This window comes from Novosphingobium clariflavum, assembly GCF_026420865.1.
Lineage (GTDB): Bacteria > Pseudomonadota > Alphaproteobacteria > Sphingomonadales > Sphingomonadaceae > Novosphingobium > Novosphingobium clariflavum.
Genome location: NZ_JAPCWC010000007.1, coordinates 130,300 through 148,755 on the forward strand (window position 1 = coordinate 130,300; position 18,456 = coordinate 148,755).

Sequence of the window (18,456 nt, forward strand, 5' to 3'; positions counted from 1 at the left end):
CATACCGCCACGGCGTCACATCAGGCGAAGGCCTGCTGCGGCTCCTGCCGGGCGCCATCGAGCTTGGCCCGCAGCACCGCGACTTCTGCACGATAGGCCGCGACCCCGGCCTCCTTGACGGGACCATAGCCCGCGATCAGCGAAGGCCTTGCCGCCAGTTCGATCGCAACCGGCATGGTCTCCGCACTCACTTTGACGACAATCTCGCGCACGAGATCACGGTACTCGCCGATCAGCGCACGCTCGGTGCGACGTTCGGCAGTATGGCCGAAGGGATCGAGCCAGGTGCCGCGCAGGCCCCTGGCCCTGGCAACCAAGGCAAACACCGGCAGGATCCAGCTGCCAAAGGCGATCTTGCGCGGGCGCCCGGTCTTACGGTCCTTGCGCAAGTCGAGAAGCGGCGGGGCCAGGTGCAGCCTGAGGCGAGGCCTGCCAGCAAACGTGTCCGCCAGCCCCGCGCGGAAGGCCGGCGCGCTGTAGAGGCGGGCCACTTCGTATTCGTCCTTGTAGCTCATCAGCCGGCCAAGCTGGCATGCGATCTCGCGCAGCAGAGGCTCACTCTGCTCCAGCCCACGCGCCGCCAACGCGTCTGTAATTTCATCAAGAAACTGGAGATAGTCCGCAGCGTGAGCCGCGTTCTGCCAATCGGTCAGCAGGCGTGCATAACTGGCCGTCACAGCCGCCAGATCGCGGGGCGGTTCGCTCACCCGGGGCGCAGCATCGGCAAGTGCGAACAGGTCCTCCCCGCCCGCCGCCGCCAGCCTTCCCAGCGACAGCGCCGCCAGGTTCGCGCCCACCGCCACACCGTTCAGCTGCACCGCGTCCGCCACCGAGGCCAGCCGTACCGGCAGAAGGCCTTTCTGCGCGGCAAAACCCAGCATCATCAGGTTGGTGAAGATCGAATCCCCAAGCAGCCGCGTCGCCAGCGAACCGGCGCGCAGCGAGGCGATCATCGCCGGATCGACCCGCTTGCCGATGGCGCGAAGGAAGCGGCTGGCGGTAAGATCGAGATTGCGGTCACGCTGGAATTCACCGGTCGGCACCACATCCTCGTTCGCCAGCACCCCCGTGTCCGACCGCGCCAGCGCCAGCACTTCGGGCGAGGAAGCCACGACCAGATCACACGCAACCACCAGGTCCGCCATGCCCGCCCCCAGCCTTGCGGAGGGGATCGCCGCAGCAGCGGTGCCGATCCGGACATGGCTCGCCACCGCGCCGCCTTTCTGCGCCATGCCGGTCTGGTCCAGCACTTTGGCGGCCTTGCCCTCGAGCTGCGCCGCCATCGCCAGCACCGCGCCGACCGTCAGCACCCCCGTCCCGCCGATCCCCGCCACCACGATGGCCCAAGCCCCGCCCGGCATGGCCGCAACCTCCGGTTCGGGCAAGGCGGCCACCATGCGCGTGAGTGCAGCATCGTCGATGCTGCGCTTTCTGAGCGAGCCGCCCGCGACCTCGACAAAGCTCGGGCAAAAACCCTTGATGCAGGAAAAGTCCTTGTTACAGCTCGACTGGTCGACGGCACGCTTGCGGCCGAACTCGGTCTCGATCGGCACGACCGAGAGGCAGTTCGACTGCACCGAACAGTCGCCGCAGCCCTCGCAGACCGCCGGGTTGATCCAGAGGCGCTTGTCAGGATCGGGATAGGCTCCCTTCTTGCGGCGGCGGCGCTTCTCGTTGGCGCACGTCTGCTCGTAGACCAGGGCGCTGGTTCCCGGCATTTCGCGCAAGCTGCGCTGCACCGCGTCCAGTTCGTCGCGGTGCAGCACCCGGGTTCCGGCGGGCAGGTCGGATGCAGCAAAGCGCCCCGGGTCCTCGCTCACCAGGACCACCGGATGAACACCTTCCACCACCAGTTCCCGCACGATCTGCTCGGGGCTGAGCGCGCCTTCGGCGGGCTGTCCGCCGGTCATGGCAACGGCATCGTTGTAGAGGATCTTGAAGGTCACCCGGCTCTTTGCCGCCACCGCCGCGCGGATCGTCAGCAGTCCGGAATGGGTATAAGTCCCGTCGCCCAGGTTCTGGAACATGTGCGGTGTATCGACAAAATGCTGCGCGCCAATCCAGGGCATGCCTTCCTGCCCCATCGACACCGTCTGCATCGTGCGGCGTTCCGACATGTAATGGGCAAGGCCATGGCACCCGGTCGCCCCCATTGCCGCAGAACCTTCCGGGACCAGGGTCGAGGTATTGTGAGGACATCCCGAGCAGAAGAAGGCGGGGCGGATCGCGGTGCGTTCGAGCGCGGCGGCCGAATCCTCCCGCGCGCGCAGCATGGCATCGCGCGTGGCCAGATGAGGCTGCAGCATGCCGAGCGCCGCCATGCGCTCCAGCAGCGCGCGGCGCACCGCCGAGGCGTCAAGCACGCCCACTTGCGAGAGCAGCGCAGCGCCATCGGGCGCGGTCTTGCCTGAAAGCGCCGGGGCATCGGCACGGCCATAGAACAGGCGAGCGACCTGATCCTCGATGACGGGCCGCTTTTCCTCCACCACCATGACCTCGGCACTGCCCCTGCAGGCCTGCCGCACAAACACGGCATCGAGCGGCCAGACAAGACCAAGCTTGACGACCCTGAGCCCCAGCGCCGCACATCCCTCCTCGTCCAGCCCCAGATCTGCCAGCGCCTGGCAGAGATCGAGCCAGGCCTTGCCCGCACTCACCACCGTCAGCCGCGCTCCGGCTGCAGCATGACTGACGCGGTCGACCGGGTTGAGTGCGGTGAACATCGGCACGATCGGCAGCCGCCGCTCGATCACCATGCGCTCCTGCTCCAACGCCGACATTGCAATACGCAAGTTCGGCGAAGGTCCGGCGGCGATCTCCGGCTGGACGATCGGAAAGTCATGCCCCGGCAGCGTGACGGTCGTGGTCAGATCCAGCGTGTCGGTCACCGCCTTCATCGCCACATAGAGCCCGCTGGCCCGCGACAGCGCCCAGCCGAACTGGCCGAAGCTGAGAATCTCGTCGGTCGTCGCCGGGTAGAGCACCGGGACCATCGCGGTGATCAGCACGTGTTCGGACTGGTGGGCGGTCAGCGAGGACTTGGCCGCATGATCGTCCCCGCAGAGCAGCAACGCGCCGCCGCGGGGGTGCGTGCCTTCCAGGTTCGCCGCCTTGATCGCCTCGCCCGCACGCTCGACGCCAACGCCCTTCGCGTACCAGAGCGCAAAGACCCCATCGACATGGGGCTTGCCGTACCACCCCAGTTGCTGAGTTCCGCGCAGCGAGGTCGCCGCCAGTTCCTCGTTCAGGCCGGGCTCGAAACGCACGCGATGTTCGCTCAGCAGCTTTTCGCAGGCCCAGAGCTGCGCATCGAGCGTGGTGATCGGGGAGCCGCGATAGCCGGTGACATAGCCCGCCGTATTGAGGCCTCGCGCACGGTCCCGTCGCGCTTGATCGATCAGCAGGCGCACCACGCCCTGCAGCGCCGAGAGCATCACCTGCCCGTCGGCCTGCCTGTACTTGTCTTCCAGCGTGACGACCGTCCTGGTCACTTGAATCCCCGGCTTTCCTGTTCTTTCTCGCGGCCTTCCAGATGGCGCGCGGGGGGGCAAGCGGGGAGCGCACGGTGCGCCGCAGGGGTCAATTGGGGGTACGGTTGGGGGCGAGGAAAGGACCCAGGCAGGGGAACCCGTCACGCACGGTTTGCGCACGGCCAAGACATGGTGCGGGCCTGGGGCCTGTCGAGCGGCACCGGCCCCTTTCCCTGTCCTTCACGCCGACTGGCGCAGTGCCTCGACCAGCCTTGGCACATCCGCCAGTGCGCGCAGGGCGTCGTTGAGATGCGTGCAGCCTTCCGGGCCACGCAGTATTTCCAGCACATCCTCGCGAACCTGGCCAAGGCTGCGCCCGACAAGACGCGCAACGTTATGAACCGCGCCGGGACACTCGCGGAAGGGCAGAATGCGCGCTTCGGGCTCGAGGGTCAGCACTTCTAGTGTTTCCGCATCGACGGTCGCGCCAAGGTTGTATTCATGGATGGCGACGCGTCCGCCTTCGCGCAGCCGGGCGCTATCCTGAAAGGCAGAAGCGATGCGGATCAGGCCGCCGTCCCCTCCGTTCCTGTCCACCGTCACATCGATGCGACGAGCGCGGCGAAACCCGGGACCATCGTGTTCAAGAAACGCGTGCCAACCTTCGGGATCGGCCGGGTTGCGCAGATGCCCGGCGTCCGCGTCCGCCACGTTTTCCAGCGCCGCGCCTCCGGTGACCCCGCTGTTGCCCTCGGCAAGCCCCCAGCAGACATTGGTGCGCTGGGCCAGCACCGGGTTGTCCTCGCCGCTCCCGCCCAGCCGCTTCTTGAGCAGTTCCATCCGCTCGGGAAACCATTGCCCCCAGGCAAACGACGAAACCAGCGCGGTGCCCGAAAGGTCGTCGAGCAGGAGGTAGAGCGGATCGGCCCGGGCAATCAGATCGGGCATGATCTCGCGCAGCGCCAAGCGCAAGTGCCCGCCCGCCCGCGCGCCGACAAGTTGACCGATGCTCGGCGGCGCAGGCTCGGCGGCAATCCGGGTGATCGTCTTGTCCTCGCTCATCCGCAGCGAGAATTCGCCCGTGGCGAGCGTGCAGCCCTGCCCGTCCGGCCCGGTCAGATAATCGCGCGCGCGGCCGACAAAGAGGCGCTGCCCATCCACGCCATCGGGCCAGGCGACATCTATGCTGGAAGTGCGGCGCAGCGAGTTCGCCGAGCGCAGCGGAGCAGGATTGGCGGTCTGGCGCGGCGGCGGCGGGTAATCAACCGTCATGGTGGCATCCTGTGATTGTGTTTTCGCCGGTCAGCCTGACACCTTCACCCGTCGCTTGCCTAGGCCGTAAACTCATAAACGGCACCATCGAGGCGTCCAAATGGCAAACAGATCGGGCCGAAGCGGCTGCCGGGCGGGCTGGTTGCCCGTCCAAGGCCGCTTCGGTTCGAGATGGAAGCCATTTGGACGCCCCTTCGGGGTTTGAAGCAAAATGGTCCATCGCTGCGTCAGGAAGCCTGGAAATATCGACATATTCCGTCGTCTTCCTTCCTCACGCTGAACCATTTTGCCTCAAACCTCGATGGTGCCGTTTATGAGTTTACGGCCTAGATCGGTGATGCCAGAAAACACCCCGGCGAAAGCCTCAGGGGCAGCATCCAGCCCTTCGACCACGGCTTCAGCACGCAGGACAGCGAATGCGCCCCTCGCCCATCGGCCTTGCCCGGCGCGACGACGCTCGCATCGGACGGACCGAGCACCGCGAACGCCGAGCCCTGCCGGGCCACGAACGCGCCGCCGATGAAGACTGCGTCATCCAGCGGCCCACCCCGAAATCATTCGCTTTTGCGAATTTCTCTTCGAAAGAGACTGTCGGCGCAAATGGGCCGCGTCAATCGCGAGGGCGCTGGCTGGAACCGAACGGCCCGCCGGCGGTTGCCTCGCTATCCTGTGCTGCCTATCTCCGCGGCAGCCCGCAGCCTCAGGAATGTGGCGCGCACGCAACCAGCGAGGACCTGCACGACCATGGCTTTCACCCAATTTCTCCGTCAGCAGTGCTACATCGATGGGGCATGGTGCGACGCCGACAGCGGGGCCACGTTCGAAGTGACCGACCCCGGCAGCGGCGCGGTGCTGGGCACGGTGCCGAAGATGGGCGCGGACGAGACGGGTCGCGCCATCGATGCCGCCGAACGCGCGCTTCCCGCATGGCGCGCCAAGACGGCGGGCGAACGCTCGAAACTGATGCGCAGGCTCTTCGACCTGATGATCCAGCATCAGGATGACCTCGGCGAACTGCTCACCCGCGAACAAGGCAAGCCGCTGGCCGAAGGGCGCGGCGAGATCGCCTATGGCGCCAGCTTCATCGAATGGTTCGCCGAAGAGGCCAAGCGCGCCTATGGCGACACCATTCCCGGCCATGCCGCCGACCGCCGCATCGTCGTCATCAAGCAGGGCGTCGGCGTTGTCGCCGCGATCACGCCCTGGAACTTCCCCAATGCGATGATCACCCGCAAGCTCGGGCCCGCGCTGGCTGCGGGCTGCACGATCGTCATCAAGCCCGCCTCGGCCACGCCCTATTCCGCGCTCGCCATCGCGCATCTGTGCGAACTGGCGGGCATTCCCAAGGGCGTTGTCAATGTCGTGACCGGCAGCGCCGGGCAGATCGGCTCGGCGCTCACCGCAAGCCCCAAGGTCGCCAAGCTGACGTTCACCGGCTCCACCGAGATCGGCCGCGACCTGCTGCGTGAATGCGCCGGGACGATCAAGAAGACCTCGATGGAACTGGGCGGCAATGCGCCGTTCCTCGTGTTCGACGATGCCGATGTCGATGCCGCGATCGACGGCGCGATGATCTCCAAGTTCCGCAACGGCGGCCAGACCTGCGTGTGCACCAACAGGTTCTACGTGCAGGACGGTGTCTACGACGCATTCGTCGAGAAGCTGGCGAAGCGCGTCTCCGCCATGAAAGTCGGCTACGGCATGGATGCGGGCACCGAAGTCGGCCCGCTGATCGACGAGAAGGCGGTCGAGAAGGTGGAGGAGCATCTTCAGGATGCCATCGCGGGCGGCGCCAGCGTGCTGGCGGGCGGCCAGCGCAACGAACGCGGCGGCTCGTTCTTCAACCCCACCGTGGTGGCGGGCGTGAAGCCGGACATGAAGCTGGCGCGCGAGGAGACGTTCGGGCCGCTGGCGGGCGTGATCCGCTTCACCGACGAGGCCGATGCCATCCGCATGGCCAACGATACCGAGTTCGGCCTGGCCAGCTACTTCTACGCCCGCGACCTCAGCCGCGTCTGGCGCGTGGCCGAGGCGCTGGAGGCGGGCATGGTGGGCATCAACACCGGGCTGATCTCCACCGAAGTGGCGCCGTTCGGCGGGGTCAAACAGTCCGGCCTCGGGCGTGAGGGATCGCACTACGGCCTGGATGACTACATGGAGGTGAAATACCTCTGCATGGGCATCACGCCGGCTTGAAGAACGAAGGATTAAGCAGGGTAGACCCAGTGGCTGCGCCGCAAAGGGCGCACCACGGATAGGCTGGGCACATCGTAGACATTATGCGGGTCTGGGGGGGATCTTCCCCCCGGAATCCTTCCCTTTCTTCTCTTCCCCTACGCCCCCGCGAAATTTGAACAAACGTTCAAACTTACTCTTCCCGTCAAGCCCCCTTTCCGTTTAGCCCTGTTCCCAACGAGGCGCGCCATGCGCCGCATGGGAGAAAGCAATGTCCTACAAGGTTGCCATCGTCACCGGCGCCGCCGCCGGGATCGGCGCGGCCTGCGCGAAGCGGCTGGCGAAGGAAGGGGTAGCCGTGGGCGTGCTCGACCTCGATGCCGAGCGCTGCGCCGACACCGTCAAATCCATTCGCGAAGGCGGCGGCACCGCCATCGCGCTGGGCGCGGACGTCTCCAGCCGCTCATCCGTCAAGGCCGCGCTGGACCAGGTGCGCGAGGCGCTGGGCCCGGTCTCGATCCTCGTCAACAATGCCGGCGTCACCGATTTCACCCCGTTCGAGGAACTAACCGACGAGCGCTGGGACTTCATCTACGCCGTCAACGTGCGCGGCCTGTTCATCATGACGCAGGAATGCCTGCCCGACATGAAGAACGCGGGCTGGGGCCGCATCGTCAACATCTCGTCCTCCAGCGCCCAGACCGGCGCAGTGAACATGATCCCCTATTCCTCATCGAAGGGCGCGGTGGTGACCATGACCCGCTCGATGGCGCAGGAATTCGGCCCTTACGGCATCACCGTGAACAACATTCCGCCCGGCTCGGTGATGGGCACGATCATGTCCGAGGCCAATCGCGAGCGTTTCCAGGTCCCCACCGAAGTGCTGATCCAGGCGATCCCGGTGCGCCGTATGGGCGAGCCGGACGACATCGCCAATGCCTGCGCCTGGCTCTGCGACGAACGCAGCCAGTACGTCACCGGGCAGACCATCGGCGTCAACGGCGGCCGCGTGGTGAGTTGATCCCAGCCTTCACCGTGCTGAAAAACGGCTCTATGGAAAAGGGCCGGCGGATCACTCCACCGGCCCTTCCTTCACATGGGGTGTGAACTTGTAGTGGCTCAGGCCTTCGCGGCCTTGTCCGCCTCGTAGCGCTCGATCGCCTCGATCACGATCTGACGAGCTTCCTCGGCGCCGCCCCAGGTGCCGATGCGCACCCACTTTTCGGCCTCGAGGTCCTTGTAGTGGGTGAAGAAGTGTTCGATCTGGCTGAACACGATCGGGGGCAGGTCGCCCTTTTCCGACACGTCCGAGTAGTACGGGAAGGTCTTGTCGTCGGGCACGCAGACCAGCTTCTCGTCGCCGCCATGCTCGTCCTCGAGGTTGAGGACGGCGATCGGACGCACGCGCACCACCGAGCCGGGGACGAAAGGCGAGCGGGCCACGACCAGCGCGTCAAGCGGGTCGCCGTCGGGCGAGAGGGTGTGCGGCACGAAGCCGTAGTTGGCCGGGTAGCGCATCGGCGTGTGCAGGATGCGATCCACGAACAGCGCGCCCGAATCCTTGTCGAATTCGTACTTTACCGGCTCACCGCCAACGGGAACCTCGATGATGACGTTCAGGCTCTCCGGCGGGTTCTTGCCGACAGGGATCATGTCGATGCGCATGTTGGTCCTTTTCAACGGGCACGATTTGAGCGGCGCGACAAAGCCTGCGCCGCATAGAACTTTGACGGCGGGGCTTAGCGGCACGGTTAATTCATCGCAACCGCCTTCTCGCACGTGCAATGCAAGGATCGCGGCTCCGCTGCGGCCGCGATACACGACATTGGTCGAACTTGCCTCGGCCATGGCCACGGTCCAGATGCGCCGTTTGGTCCTCTGCGGTCACAAAAACGGGGCCGGACTGTGAAGTCCGGCCCCGCTCGCAATAATGCCAGATGCAGGCTTACTTGGTACGCGGTGCCAGCAGGCGGTCGAGCCCGTTGAGCTTGCCCGGCGTTGTGCTTTCCAGCCAGGGGAACCGCAGGCCGCCGTGGTAATCGACGGTGACGGTGTTGAAAGCATCGCCGCGCTTCACCAGCAGGCTGATAGGCTCCTTGGCCGTCTTCGCCGCGGTGATCGCGTCCTTGATCGTCTCGCCGCTATAGGCCTGGCCGTTCACCGCCACGACCTTGACGCCGCCGACGAGACCGGCGTTGTAGCCCACGCTGTCCCACACCGAGGCGGTGACGGTGCCCTCGTTGTCGAGCGACACGCCCAGCGAATAGCTGAGGTCGAGCGACTTGCGCGAATCGCCGATGCCCTTTTCGTAGCCGTTCTGCGTATCCTTCCAGACCAGCTTGTAACCGGCCATCTCGATGCCCTTGGTGGGCGCGGGCTGGTTGGTGTCATAGATGCGGGTCTTGAGGAACGAGGCCCAGTCATAGGGATAGACGCCGTTCAGCGTCTTCACGACTTCGTCGAAATCGTAGGTCAGTTCACCCCAGTCGCCATCGCGCACGCCGAAGAAGGCCTTGGCGAAATCGTCGAGCCCCTTGGCGCCCTTCGTGCCCTGCCGGATGATCTGGTCGGCTTCCAGCCAGGTCAACGCGCCCTCGACATAGTAATCCTCGGTGCGGGTGACCGAAGTGTACGGCAGCGGGCGGCGCATGTTGAGGATCGGTGCGTGGGTGGTGTCTTCCACGGAACGCCAGCCGCGGCCCGGCGTTGCCTCGGCATAGCGCGCGACGGCGCCGGCGAGCGTGTCGAGGATCGTCTGCTTGGTCTGCACGCCCGAGCGCGCGGCGAGGATGTAGCCCCAGAACTGGGTCTGACCTTCGTAGACCCAGAGCAGCGTGTTCTGCATCGGCTGCTGGTAGTCCGGCGTCCACAGGTCGGCCGGGCGGCGGTACTTGCCGTTCCAGCTATGGGTGAACTCGTGCGGGATCACGTTGCGATCCCAGTCCATCTTCTCCCACTCGGTCCAGACCTTGGGCTCCATCTGGTTCTCGCTCGAACGGTGATGTTCAAGGCCGATACCGCCCATTCGGTCGGTCAGGCCCAGCAGGAAATCATAGTGGTCGAAGTGGCGCGCACCGAAAGTGAACAGCGCCTGCGAGACGAGATTGCGGTATTTCTCGATGTTCTCGGGCTTGATGCCGAGCAGCTTGGGCTCATCCGCGACCACATCCATGCTCACGCCGTGTCCAAGATCCCAGCGCTGCGCATACTTGCCGGCAAAGATCGGCGAATCGACGAGGCGTTCGTAGTCGATCGGGTTCCACGTCACCGTGTCGCCCTGCTGGCTCTTGCCGTCGAGCGCGGTGTAAACGGTCCAGCCCGCCGGGACCTTCACGGTCGGCTTGTAGGTGATGCCGCGCGTGTAATAGCCCGCCGGGTAGAGGCTCATCTTCTCCCACTGGAGATTGAGCATTTCCTGCGTCATGCTGATGCGGCCTTCCCTCGACTGCACCGGCGAGGTGTGGACAAGCTTCACCGTCACCATCTGCGTGCCGGCGGGCAGGTCGAGGTGGAAGGCGTTCACGGCAACGGTGTCGCGCTCCCACTTGATCTCCTTGCCATCGGCGAAGAAGTGGATCTGCGCCAGCAGCGCGAAAGGACCGGTGGGCGAGTGGTTGCCGGGCAGCCAGCTCGGCTGGATCAGGGTCAGCTTGGTGGTGCCGGGCGCGACCGGAACCTGCTGGGTCACGCGGTAGACGCCGTGCACCGTATCGGTGGCATCGATGTCCAGCGCGATGGTGCCTGCATAGGGCTTGTCCTGCGCGGCGGGCAGCGGCGCGGGCAACGCGGGCGCCATCGGCGTCGTGCGCGTATTCGACTCCTGGGCCGATGCAAGCGCCGGAGTGGAGACGGAAAGAAGGGCGAGGAGCGTGACGACCGCGTTACGATATTTCATTTCAGCATTCTTTGCGGCTGTTGCTGGATTTGGCAACCATCCAATTCACGCAGGCGCGCCGGGCCAGAGGTCGGGGTAACTTTCGATCATTCCCGACAGGCATGATGCACGGCGATGACGCGGAGCGCACCGCAGCCACTTTCCCCGCCGCCGCAATCGGGCTAAGCGCGCGCGTTATGAGCACGACATCGACCAAAACGCCTCAGGCGATCCGCGGAACCCAGGATATCTTCGGCCCCGACGCCGAGGCGTTCGCCCATGTCGTCGAAACCTTCGAACGTGTCCGCAAGCTGTATCGCTTCCGCCGCGCCGAGATGCCGGTCTTCGAGAAAACCGAAGTGTTCTCGCGCTCGATCGGCGAGACCACCGATGTCGTCTCCAAGGAAATGTACTCGTTCGAGGATCGCGGCGGCGAATCGCTGACCTTGCGCCCCGAATTCACCGCCAGCATCGCCCGCGCCTATCTCACCAACGGCTGGAAGCAGTTCGCTCCGGTCAAGATCGCCACGCACGGCCCGCTGTTCCGTTACGAGCGTCCGCAGAAGGGCCGCTATCGCCAGTTCCACCAGATCGACGCCGAACTGATCGGTTCGCCCGAGCCGATTGCCGATGTGGAACTGCTGGTCATGGCGGATCAGCTGCTCAAGGAACTGGGCATTTCGGACGGCGTGACGCTGCAGCTCAACACCCTGGGCGATGCCGAAAGCCGCGACGCCTGGCGCGGTGCGCTGATCGAATATTTCCGTGCCCACAAGGCCGAACTTTCGGAAGATTCGCAGGATCGGCTGGAGCGCAACCCGCTGCGCATCCTCGATTCCAAGGACCCGCGCGACAAGGTCTTCGTCGGCGATGCCCCGAAGATCGACGACTTCCTCTCAGCCGAGGCGCAAGACTTCTTCGCGGCGGTCACGGCCGGCCTCGATGCCGCCGGTGTCGCCTACGAGCGAGCGCCCTCGCTGGTGCGCGGGCTCGACTATTATCGCCACACCGCCTTCGAATTCGTCACCACCCGCCTCGGCGCGCAGGGCACCGTGCTGGGCGGCGGCCGTTATGACGGGCTGATGGAAAGCCTTGGCGGCCCCGCCACCCCGGCGGTGGGCTGGGCGGCAGGGATCGAGCGCCTGTCGATGCTCGTCGCCGATGCCGGCGTAATGGCGGAAGCGCCGCTGACCGTGGTTCTCGCCGTCGAGGACGACGCCGCGCTGGCCTATGCCCAGAAGGTCATCACCGCACTGCGTTTCCAGGGTCTTGATGCCGAGATGGTCGCCACCGGATCGGCCCGCAAGCGCTTCGACAAGGCCGTGAAGATGGGCGCCAAGGTGCTCGTCTCGTTCGGCACCAAGGACGGTGTTCCCGTCGCCAACTTGCGTGCGGCTGAGCCGACCGCCGAGTATCTCGCGGTCGAGCAGGTTCTCCAGTCGGTCCATCCGTGAGCGTTTCCGACGCCCGTCTGGCGCAGATCGCCGCGCGTTTCGCGGAGCTGGAGGCACGCCTTGCCTCCGGAACGCTCGAAGGCGACGCCTTCGTCACCGCCAGCCGCGACTATGCCGAACTGGAACCGGTGGCGCGCGTCGCCGCCGAGGTCGTGTCGATGCGCGGCGAACTCGACATGCTCCAGACTCTGGAAGACCCGGACCCCGACATGCGGGCGCTGGCCGAGGAGGAAGTACACCGCATCAAGGCCGAACTGCCCGAGGCCGAGCGCCAGCTTGCCGTGGCCATGCTGCCGCGCGATGCGGCCGACGTGCGCCCGGCCATGCTGGAAATCCGCGCCGGCACCGGCGGTGACGAGGCCGCGCTGTTCGCCGCCGATCTCTACCGCATGTACGAACGCTATGCCGCTGAACAGGGCTGGCGGGTCGAGATGATCAGCGTGAACGCCAATGACCTTGGCGGCTTCAAGGAAGTCGTCGCCAACGTCGCAGGAGCAGGCGTCTTCGCCAAGCTGAAGTTCGAGAGCGGCGTCCACCGCGTGCAGCGGGTGCCGGTCACCGAATCGGGCGGGCGCATCCACACTTCGGCGGCAACCGTCGCGGTGCTGCCCGAACCCAGCGAAGTCGATGTGCAGATCGAGGACAAGGACCTCAAGATCGACATCTTCCGCGCGTCCGGCGCGGGCGGCCAGCACGTCAACACCACCGATTCGGCCGTGCGCATCACCCACTTGCCGACCAATCTGGTCGTGATCTGCCAGGACGAGCGTTCGCAGCACAAGAACAAGGCCAAGGCCATGCAGGTGCTGCGCGCGCGCCTTTACGAGAAGATGCGCGAGGAAGCCCACGGCGCCGAGGCCGAAGCGCGCAAGGCCATGGTCGGCTCGGGCGACCGCTCGGAGCGCATCCGCACCTACAATTTCCCGCAAGGCCGCGTCACCGATCACCGCATCAACCTGACCCTGCACCGCCTGCCCGAGATTCTCGAAGGCCCAGGCCTTGCCGAACTGGTCGATGCCCTGATCGCCGAGGACGAGGCCAAGCGCCTTGCCGCCATGGATGCCTGACCGGACTGTCGGCGAAGCGATCCGCGAGGCGGCGGAACGCCTCTCAGTAACCAGCGACACTGCAAGGCTCGATGCCGAAGTGCTGATGGCCCATGCGCTGAGCTGTTCGCGCTCGGCGATGCTGCTCTCGCGGATGCGCGACGCCGCGCCAGATGGGTTCGCGCTGCTGGTGGATCGCCGCGCCGAGCATGAACCGGTCGCCTATATTACCGGCCATCAGGAATTCTTCGGAATGCCCTTCGCGGTCGGCCCTGAAGTGCTGATCCCGCGCGGCGATTCCGAAGTGCTGGTCGAAGCCGCCCTCGCCGCCCGTCCCGATGCCCGCAGGGTGCTCGACTGTGGTACGGGATCGGGCGCGTTACTGCTGGCGGTGCTGGCCAACCTGCCGGATGCAACCGGCGTGGGCATCGACAGTTCCCCGGGCGCCCGCACCGTCGCGGCCGCCAATGCGCAGGCGCTGGGCCTGGCCAACCGCGCCCGCATCGCCGCCGCCGACTGGCACAACCCCGGCTGGGACGAGCCGCTTGGCGGCCCGTTCGACCTCGTTCTGGCCAATCCACCCTATGTCGAGACGACCGTCGCCCTCGATCGCTCGGTCGCCGCATTCGAGCCGGCCAGCGCGCTCTATGCCGGTGAGGAAGGCCTGGACGACTACCGGGTGCTGGTGCCGCAACTGCCCCGGCTGCTGGCTCCGGGCGGAGTCGCGCTGGTCGAGATCGGCTACCGCCAGGCCGAGTCGGTTGCCGCGATCGGACAGGAAGCAGGCCTTTCCAGTCGCTTGCATCGCGACCTTGGAAATCGTCCACGCGTGCTCGAGTTTTCAACAATTGCGTAAGATTCCTCTTGGAATCCCGCTCCGGAATGCCTAAGGATTAACGCGAAGCGGCACATGGATGGAATTTCCCATGCGGACGCTTCATCTCCATCATTTGCATGACCATCGCGGCGAAAACGCGCTGCGACTCGGCAACGATGGAGATCACGGCACTCGGGGGCGATCCGTGATCATGTGACGTGTGGCAGATCGGCCCGAAAGGATCCGGCCGATGCCCTGGGTTTTGAGGAAATAAATCCTTGAATAATAATCGTGGTAACAACCGTCGGCGCGGCCGCGGTAACAATCGCCAGCAGGGCGGCCAGCAGACCAACCGGATCGACAGCAGGGCTCGCGGCAACGCTCCGCAGCTGCTGGAGAAGTACAAGAAGCTGGCCCATGACGCGCATCTCAACGGGGACCGTGTGACGGAGGAATACTACCTCCAGTTCGCAGACCACTATTTCCGCGTGATCGCCGACCAGAAGCAGCGTCAGGACGAGGCTCGCCAGCCCCGCCGCGACGACCGCTCGCCCGATTATTCGGACGATTACGGCGACGATTACGGCGACTACGACGCCGTGCCCGAACGCAGCCAGGAACGTCCCGAACGTCAGGAACGCGCCGAGCGTCAGGACCGTTCGGAACGCGGCTATGACCGTTCGGAGCGCCAGCCGCGCCAGGAACGCGCACCCCGCGCCGAAGCGCCGGCCGACGAATTTGCCGAATCCGAGGCCGCAGCCCAGAGCGACCAGGTCGAAGCCGACGGCAACCGTTCGGTCTACGAACCGGCCGAGAACCCCTTCGTGCGCGACGCCCGCAGCAACCGTGGCCTGAAGCCGCGCAAGCCGCGCCGCGATCGCCACGAGGACGCTGACGGCGCCGAGACGGCACCTGCCGCCCAGGCCGCACCGACCGAGGCCGTCCTCGACCCCGCCTCACTGCCGCCCGCCATCTCCGCCAAACCGGAGAAGAAGGAAAAGAAGCCTGCCGCTGCCGCACCCGTCGACGAAGCGACCGGCGAGGAAAAGCCCCGCCGTCGCCGCACCCGCAAGGCCGCTCCGCCAGCCGACGAAGCCGGTGACAGCACGCTGGAGGCCGTGAACTCCTAAGAACGGGCCGCAAGCCCGTGATCGCAACGGCCCGCATACCGCCTCGAGAGGCAGTATGCGGGCCGTTTCGTTTCCAGCTTCCCGCTTGCGTCTCGAAAGGCTTGCCGACATAGCCGCGCAGGACCCATTCCTTTGCCCCGCGAGGCCCTGCCGTGACATCCGCGCCGTGAAATCCGAACCGGCCCTTCCCGGCCGCACCGTCTTGTCCCGGCGCCCCCGCCCTGCCAGCGGCGCCCTTGCCAGCGGCACCCTTGCCATTCTCGCCGGCGGCGCAGCAGCCTGCGGATTCCAGCCGCTCTCGCTCTGGCCGCTGACGCTCATCGGCGTGGCGGTCCTGCTCGAACTCGTCGCCCGCGCACCGGGCTGGCAGCGCGCGTTCCTGATCGGCTGGAGCTTCGGGCTCGGCCACTTCACGCTCGGCAACAACTGGATCGCGACGGCCTTCACCTATCAGGCCAACATGCCGGCATGGCTGGGCATGGTCGCAGTGGTGCTCCTTTCGCTCTACCTTGCGATCTATCCCGCGCTCGCCGCACTTGGTGGCTGGCTGGTGCTGCGCCGAGCCCGCCAGCCCGGCGGCCCCGCCGTGTTCGCCGCGCTGGCCCTGGCCACGGCGGGGTGCTGGATCGTCGCGGAATGGCTGCGCGCCTGGGTCTTCACCGGATTTGCCTGGAACCCGCTCGGCATCGCCCTGCTCGGCGGTTTCGAGACCCGCGGACTGGCACTGGCGGCGCCCTGGATCGGCACTTATGGCCTTTCCGGCCTGCTGGTGCTGCTCGCCGCCCTGCCCGGACTGTACCTGCGGCTGAGCCGGGCCGCGCCGTCAACGCGCCATCGCGCCCGGCGCTGGGCCTGGGCGCTGCCGATGCTGGCGATCTACGCCGCGCTGAGTGCTGCGATGTCCCTGCCCGACCGCTGGGCCCAGCGCGAGGAAGGCGCCGTACGCTTCACCCTCGTCCAGCCCGACATCCGCCAGGAATTCATCGACGATCCGCGCAATTTCGAAACCAATTTCATCACCCTCGCCCGCCTCTCGCTGCCCCGGCGCCCGGGCGAGAAGCGCGTGGTGTTCTGGCCGGAATCAGGCCTTGGCGACTATGTCCGCGACGGCTATCCGCCCTACCTCTACCGCATCTACACTTATGCCGGTGACCCGGTGCTCGCCCGCCGTCGGATCGGCCGGGTGATCGGCCCCTACGGGCTGCTCATGACCGGCGCCGTCGACGTGGTGATGAAGGACGAGGAGGAAATCGCGGCCCGCAATTCGGTCAGCGCGATCGATGGCGACGGCAACCTCATCGCCTCCTATTCCAAGGCTCACCTCGTGCCTTACGGCGAATACCTCGCGCTGCGCTGGCTGCTGGAGCCGCTAGGCGCGACCCGCCTCGTACCCGGTGCGCTGGACTTCCTGCCCGGCCCCGGCCCCCGCACGATCGACTTCGGCGACTGGGGCAAGGCAGGGGTGCAGATCTGCTACGAGATCGTCTTCAGCGGCGAAGTGGTCGATCCGCGCCTGCGCCCGGACTACATCTTCAATCCGTCGAACGACGGCTGGTTCGGCGCCTGGGGCCCGCCGCAGCATCTGGCGCAGGCCCGCCTGCGCGCAATCGAGGAAGGCCTGCCAGTCATGCGCTCCACCACCACCGGCATCAGCGCGGTGATCGATGCCGACGGCATCGTGCGTGCCCATGTGCCCTGGCACCAGGCTGGACGGCTCGACGGACTGATCCCGCCGTCCCATCCTCCCACCCTTTTCGCACGCTGGGGCAACCTGCTGCCGCTTGCATTTGCCGCACTTCTGCTGGTGATTGCGGTTTCTGGCATTGCGCTCCGCCGCCGGGGGGAGTAGACGCGAACCCACATAAAGATTTCTTTATATGTGGTGTCCCGATGCGCAATAACTACGTCTTCACCTCCGAGAGCGTCTCCGAAGGTCATCCCGACAAGGTTTCGGACCAGATTTCCGATGCCATCGTCGACCTGTTCCTGTCGAAGGACCCGGAAGCACGCGTCGCGTGCGAAACGCTCACCACCACCCAGCGCGTGGTGCTGGCCGGCGAAGTGCGCGGCAAGGGCATGATCGATACCGCCGGCCACTGGGAACAGGGCGCGCAGGAAGAAATCCAGACCGTCGTGCGCGAGACCGTAAAGCGCATCGGCTACGAACAGGCCGGTTTCCACTGGCAGGACCTCGTCTTCGAGAATCACCTGCACCCGCAGAGCGCGGACATCGCGCAGGGCGTCGATTCGAGCGGCAACAAGGATGAAGGTGCCGGCGACCAGGGCATCATGTTCGGCTTTGCCTGCGACGAGACGCCGGACCTCATGCCGGCCACGCTCGACTACAGCCACAAGATCCTCGAACGCCTCGCCGCCGACCGTCACTCGGGCGCTGCGCCGTTCCTCGAACCCGACGCCAAGAGCCAGGTCACCCTGCGCTTCGAGAACGGCGTGCCGGTCGAAGCGACCGCCATCGTCGTCTCGACCCAGCACAAGCCCGGCTACCACGAAGGCGCCAAGGACGCCGAGCTCAAGGCCTACGTGAAGAAGGTCGTGAGCGAACTGCTGCCCGCCGGTTTCGTCACCGAGGCTACCAAGTTCCACATCAACCCGACCGGGAAGTTCGAGATCGGCGGCCCTGACGGCGATGCCGGCCTGACCGGCCGCAAGATCATCGTCGACACCTATGGCGGCGCCTCGCCGCACGGCGGCGGTGCCTTCTCGGGCAAGGATCCCACCAAGGTCGACCGTTCGGCGGCCTACGTCACCCGCTACCTCGCCAAGAACGTGGTCGCCGCCGGCCTTGCCAAGCGTTGCACGATACAGGTCTCCTACGCCATTGGCGTGTCCGAGCCGCTTTCGCTCTACGTCGACACCCATGGCACCGGCACCGTTGCGGATGCCGACCTCGAAGTGGCGATTGCCAAGGTCGCGGCGGACAAGCTCGGCGGCCTGACCCCACGCGGCATTCGCGTCGGCCTCGGGCTCAACAAGCCGATCTACGGCCCGACCGCCGCCTATGGTCACTTCGGCCGCAAGCCCGAAGGCGACCTGTTCCCCTGGGAGCGCACCGACCTGGTCGAGGACCTCAAGGCCGCGCTGGCGACTGCCGTCGCCTGAACGCGCCACAAGGCCTGAAAAATCGAAGGGGCGAGGCCGGAAGGTCTCGCCCCTTTCTGCGTTTTGCGCCCCATCGCTCCATCTCGACCGTAATCGCG

The 18,456-nt window shown here is 66.1% G+C and carries 12 protein-coding genes; 8 read left to right on the plus strand and 4 right to left on the minus strand.

Going from position 1 to position 18,456, the window contains the following annotated elements:
* Positions 1–20: 20 nt before the first annotated feature.
* The gene (locus OKA11_RS11900) at positions 21–3,491 is read right to left on the minus strand and encodes an indolepyruvate ferredoxin oxidoreductase family protein (RefSeq protein WP_267220451.1); all 3,471 of its coding nucleotides are present in this window, start codon (positions 3,489–3,491) and stop codon (positions 21–23) included.
* A gap of 219 nt (positions 3,492–3,710) precedes the next feature.
* Entirely contained in the window at positions 3,711–4,742 is a 1,032-nt protein-coding gene (locus OKA11_RS11905) for a DUF2889 domain-containing protein (RefSeq protein WP_267220453.1), read from the minus strand.
* Positions 4,743–5,486: 744 nt separating this feature from the next.
* Between OKA11_RS11905 and OKA11_RS11910 the strand changes: the two genes are divergently transcribed.
* Complete coding sequence (locus OKA11_RS11910; protein WP_267220456.1) at positions 5,487–6,938, plus strand: NAD-dependent succinate-semialdehyde dehydrogenase; 1,452 nt, start codon at positions 5,487–5,489, stop codon at positions 6,936–6,938.
* 250 nt (positions 6,939–7,188) lie between these two features.
* Positions 7,189–7,938 (plus strand): SDR family NAD(P)-dependent oxidoreductase, encoded by a 750-nt coding sequence (locus tag OKA11_RS11915; protein ID WP_267220458.1) that lies wholly within the window; start codon positions 7,189–7,191, stop codon positions 7,936–7,938.
* Between the two features lie 98 nt (positions 7,939–8,036).
* On the opposite strand, the gene ppa is transcribed toward OKA11_RS11915, so the two are convergent.
* Together ppa and OKA11_RS11925 are read right to left on the minus strand one after the other, a co-directional pair.
* Positions 8,037–8,582 carry an inorganic diphosphatase gene (ppa, locus tag OKA11_RS11920; protein WP_142637072.1) on the minus strand — a complete coding sequence of 182 codons (546 nt, stop codon included), beginning with the start codon at positions 8,580–8,582 and terminating at the stop codon, positions 8,037–8,039.
* 280 nt (positions 8,583–8,862) lie between these two features.
* On the minus strand, positions 8,863–10,812 hold the full coding sequence (locus OKA11_RS11925; RefSeq protein WP_267220461.1) for a M61 family metallopeptidase: 1,950 nt from the start codon (positions 10,810–10,812) through the stop codon (positions 8,863–8,865).
* A gap of 176 nt (positions 10,813–10,988) precedes the next feature.
* Here OKA11_RS11925 and hisS point away from each other — a divergent pair, with 176 nt between their 5' ends.
* From hisS to metK, 6 genes are all read left to right on the plus strand, one after another.
* On the plus strand, positions 10,989–12,245 hold the full coding sequence (hisS, locus tag OKA11_RS11930; RefSeq protein ID WP_267220463.1) for a histidine--tRNA ligase: 1,257 nt from the start codon (positions 10,989–10,991) through the stop codon (positions 12,243–12,245).
* Complete coding sequence (gene prfA, locus OKA11_RS11935; protein WP_267220465.1) at positions 12,242–13,312, plus strand: peptide chain release factor 1; 1,071 nt, start codon at positions 12,242–12,244, stop codon at positions 13,310–13,312. The genes hisS and prfA overlap by 4 nt, the downstream gene beginning before the upstream one ends.
* Complete coding sequence (gene prmC / locus OKA11_RS11940; protein ID WP_267220467.1) at positions 13,305–14,147, plus strand: peptide chain release factor N(5)-glutamine methyltransferase; 843 nt, start codon at positions 13,305–13,307, stop codon at positions 14,145–14,147. The genes prfA and prmC overlap by 8 nt, the downstream gene beginning before the upstream one ends.
* 239 nt (positions 14,148–14,386) lie before the next feature.
* Complete coding sequence (locus OKA11_RS11945; RefSeq protein WP_267220469.1) at positions 14,387–15,238, plus strand: DUF4167 domain-containing protein; 852 nt, start codon at positions 14,387–14,389, stop codon at positions 15,236–15,238.
* 202 nt (positions 15,239–15,440) lie between these two features.
* On the plus strand, positions 15,441–17,087 hold the full coding sequence (lnt, locus tag OKA11_RS11950; RefSeq protein ID WP_267220471.1) for an apolipoprotein N-acyltransferase: 1,647 nt from the start codon (positions 15,441–15,443) through the stop codon (positions 17,085–17,087).
* Positions 17,088–17,128: 41 nt separating this feature from the next.
* Positions 17,129–18,358 (plus strand): methionine adenosyltransferase, encoded by a 1,230-nt coding sequence (gene metK, locus OKA11_RS11955; protein WP_267220473.1) that lies wholly within the window; start codon positions 17,129–17,131, stop codon positions 18,356–18,358.
* Positions 18,359–18,456 lie beyond the last annotated feature (98 nt).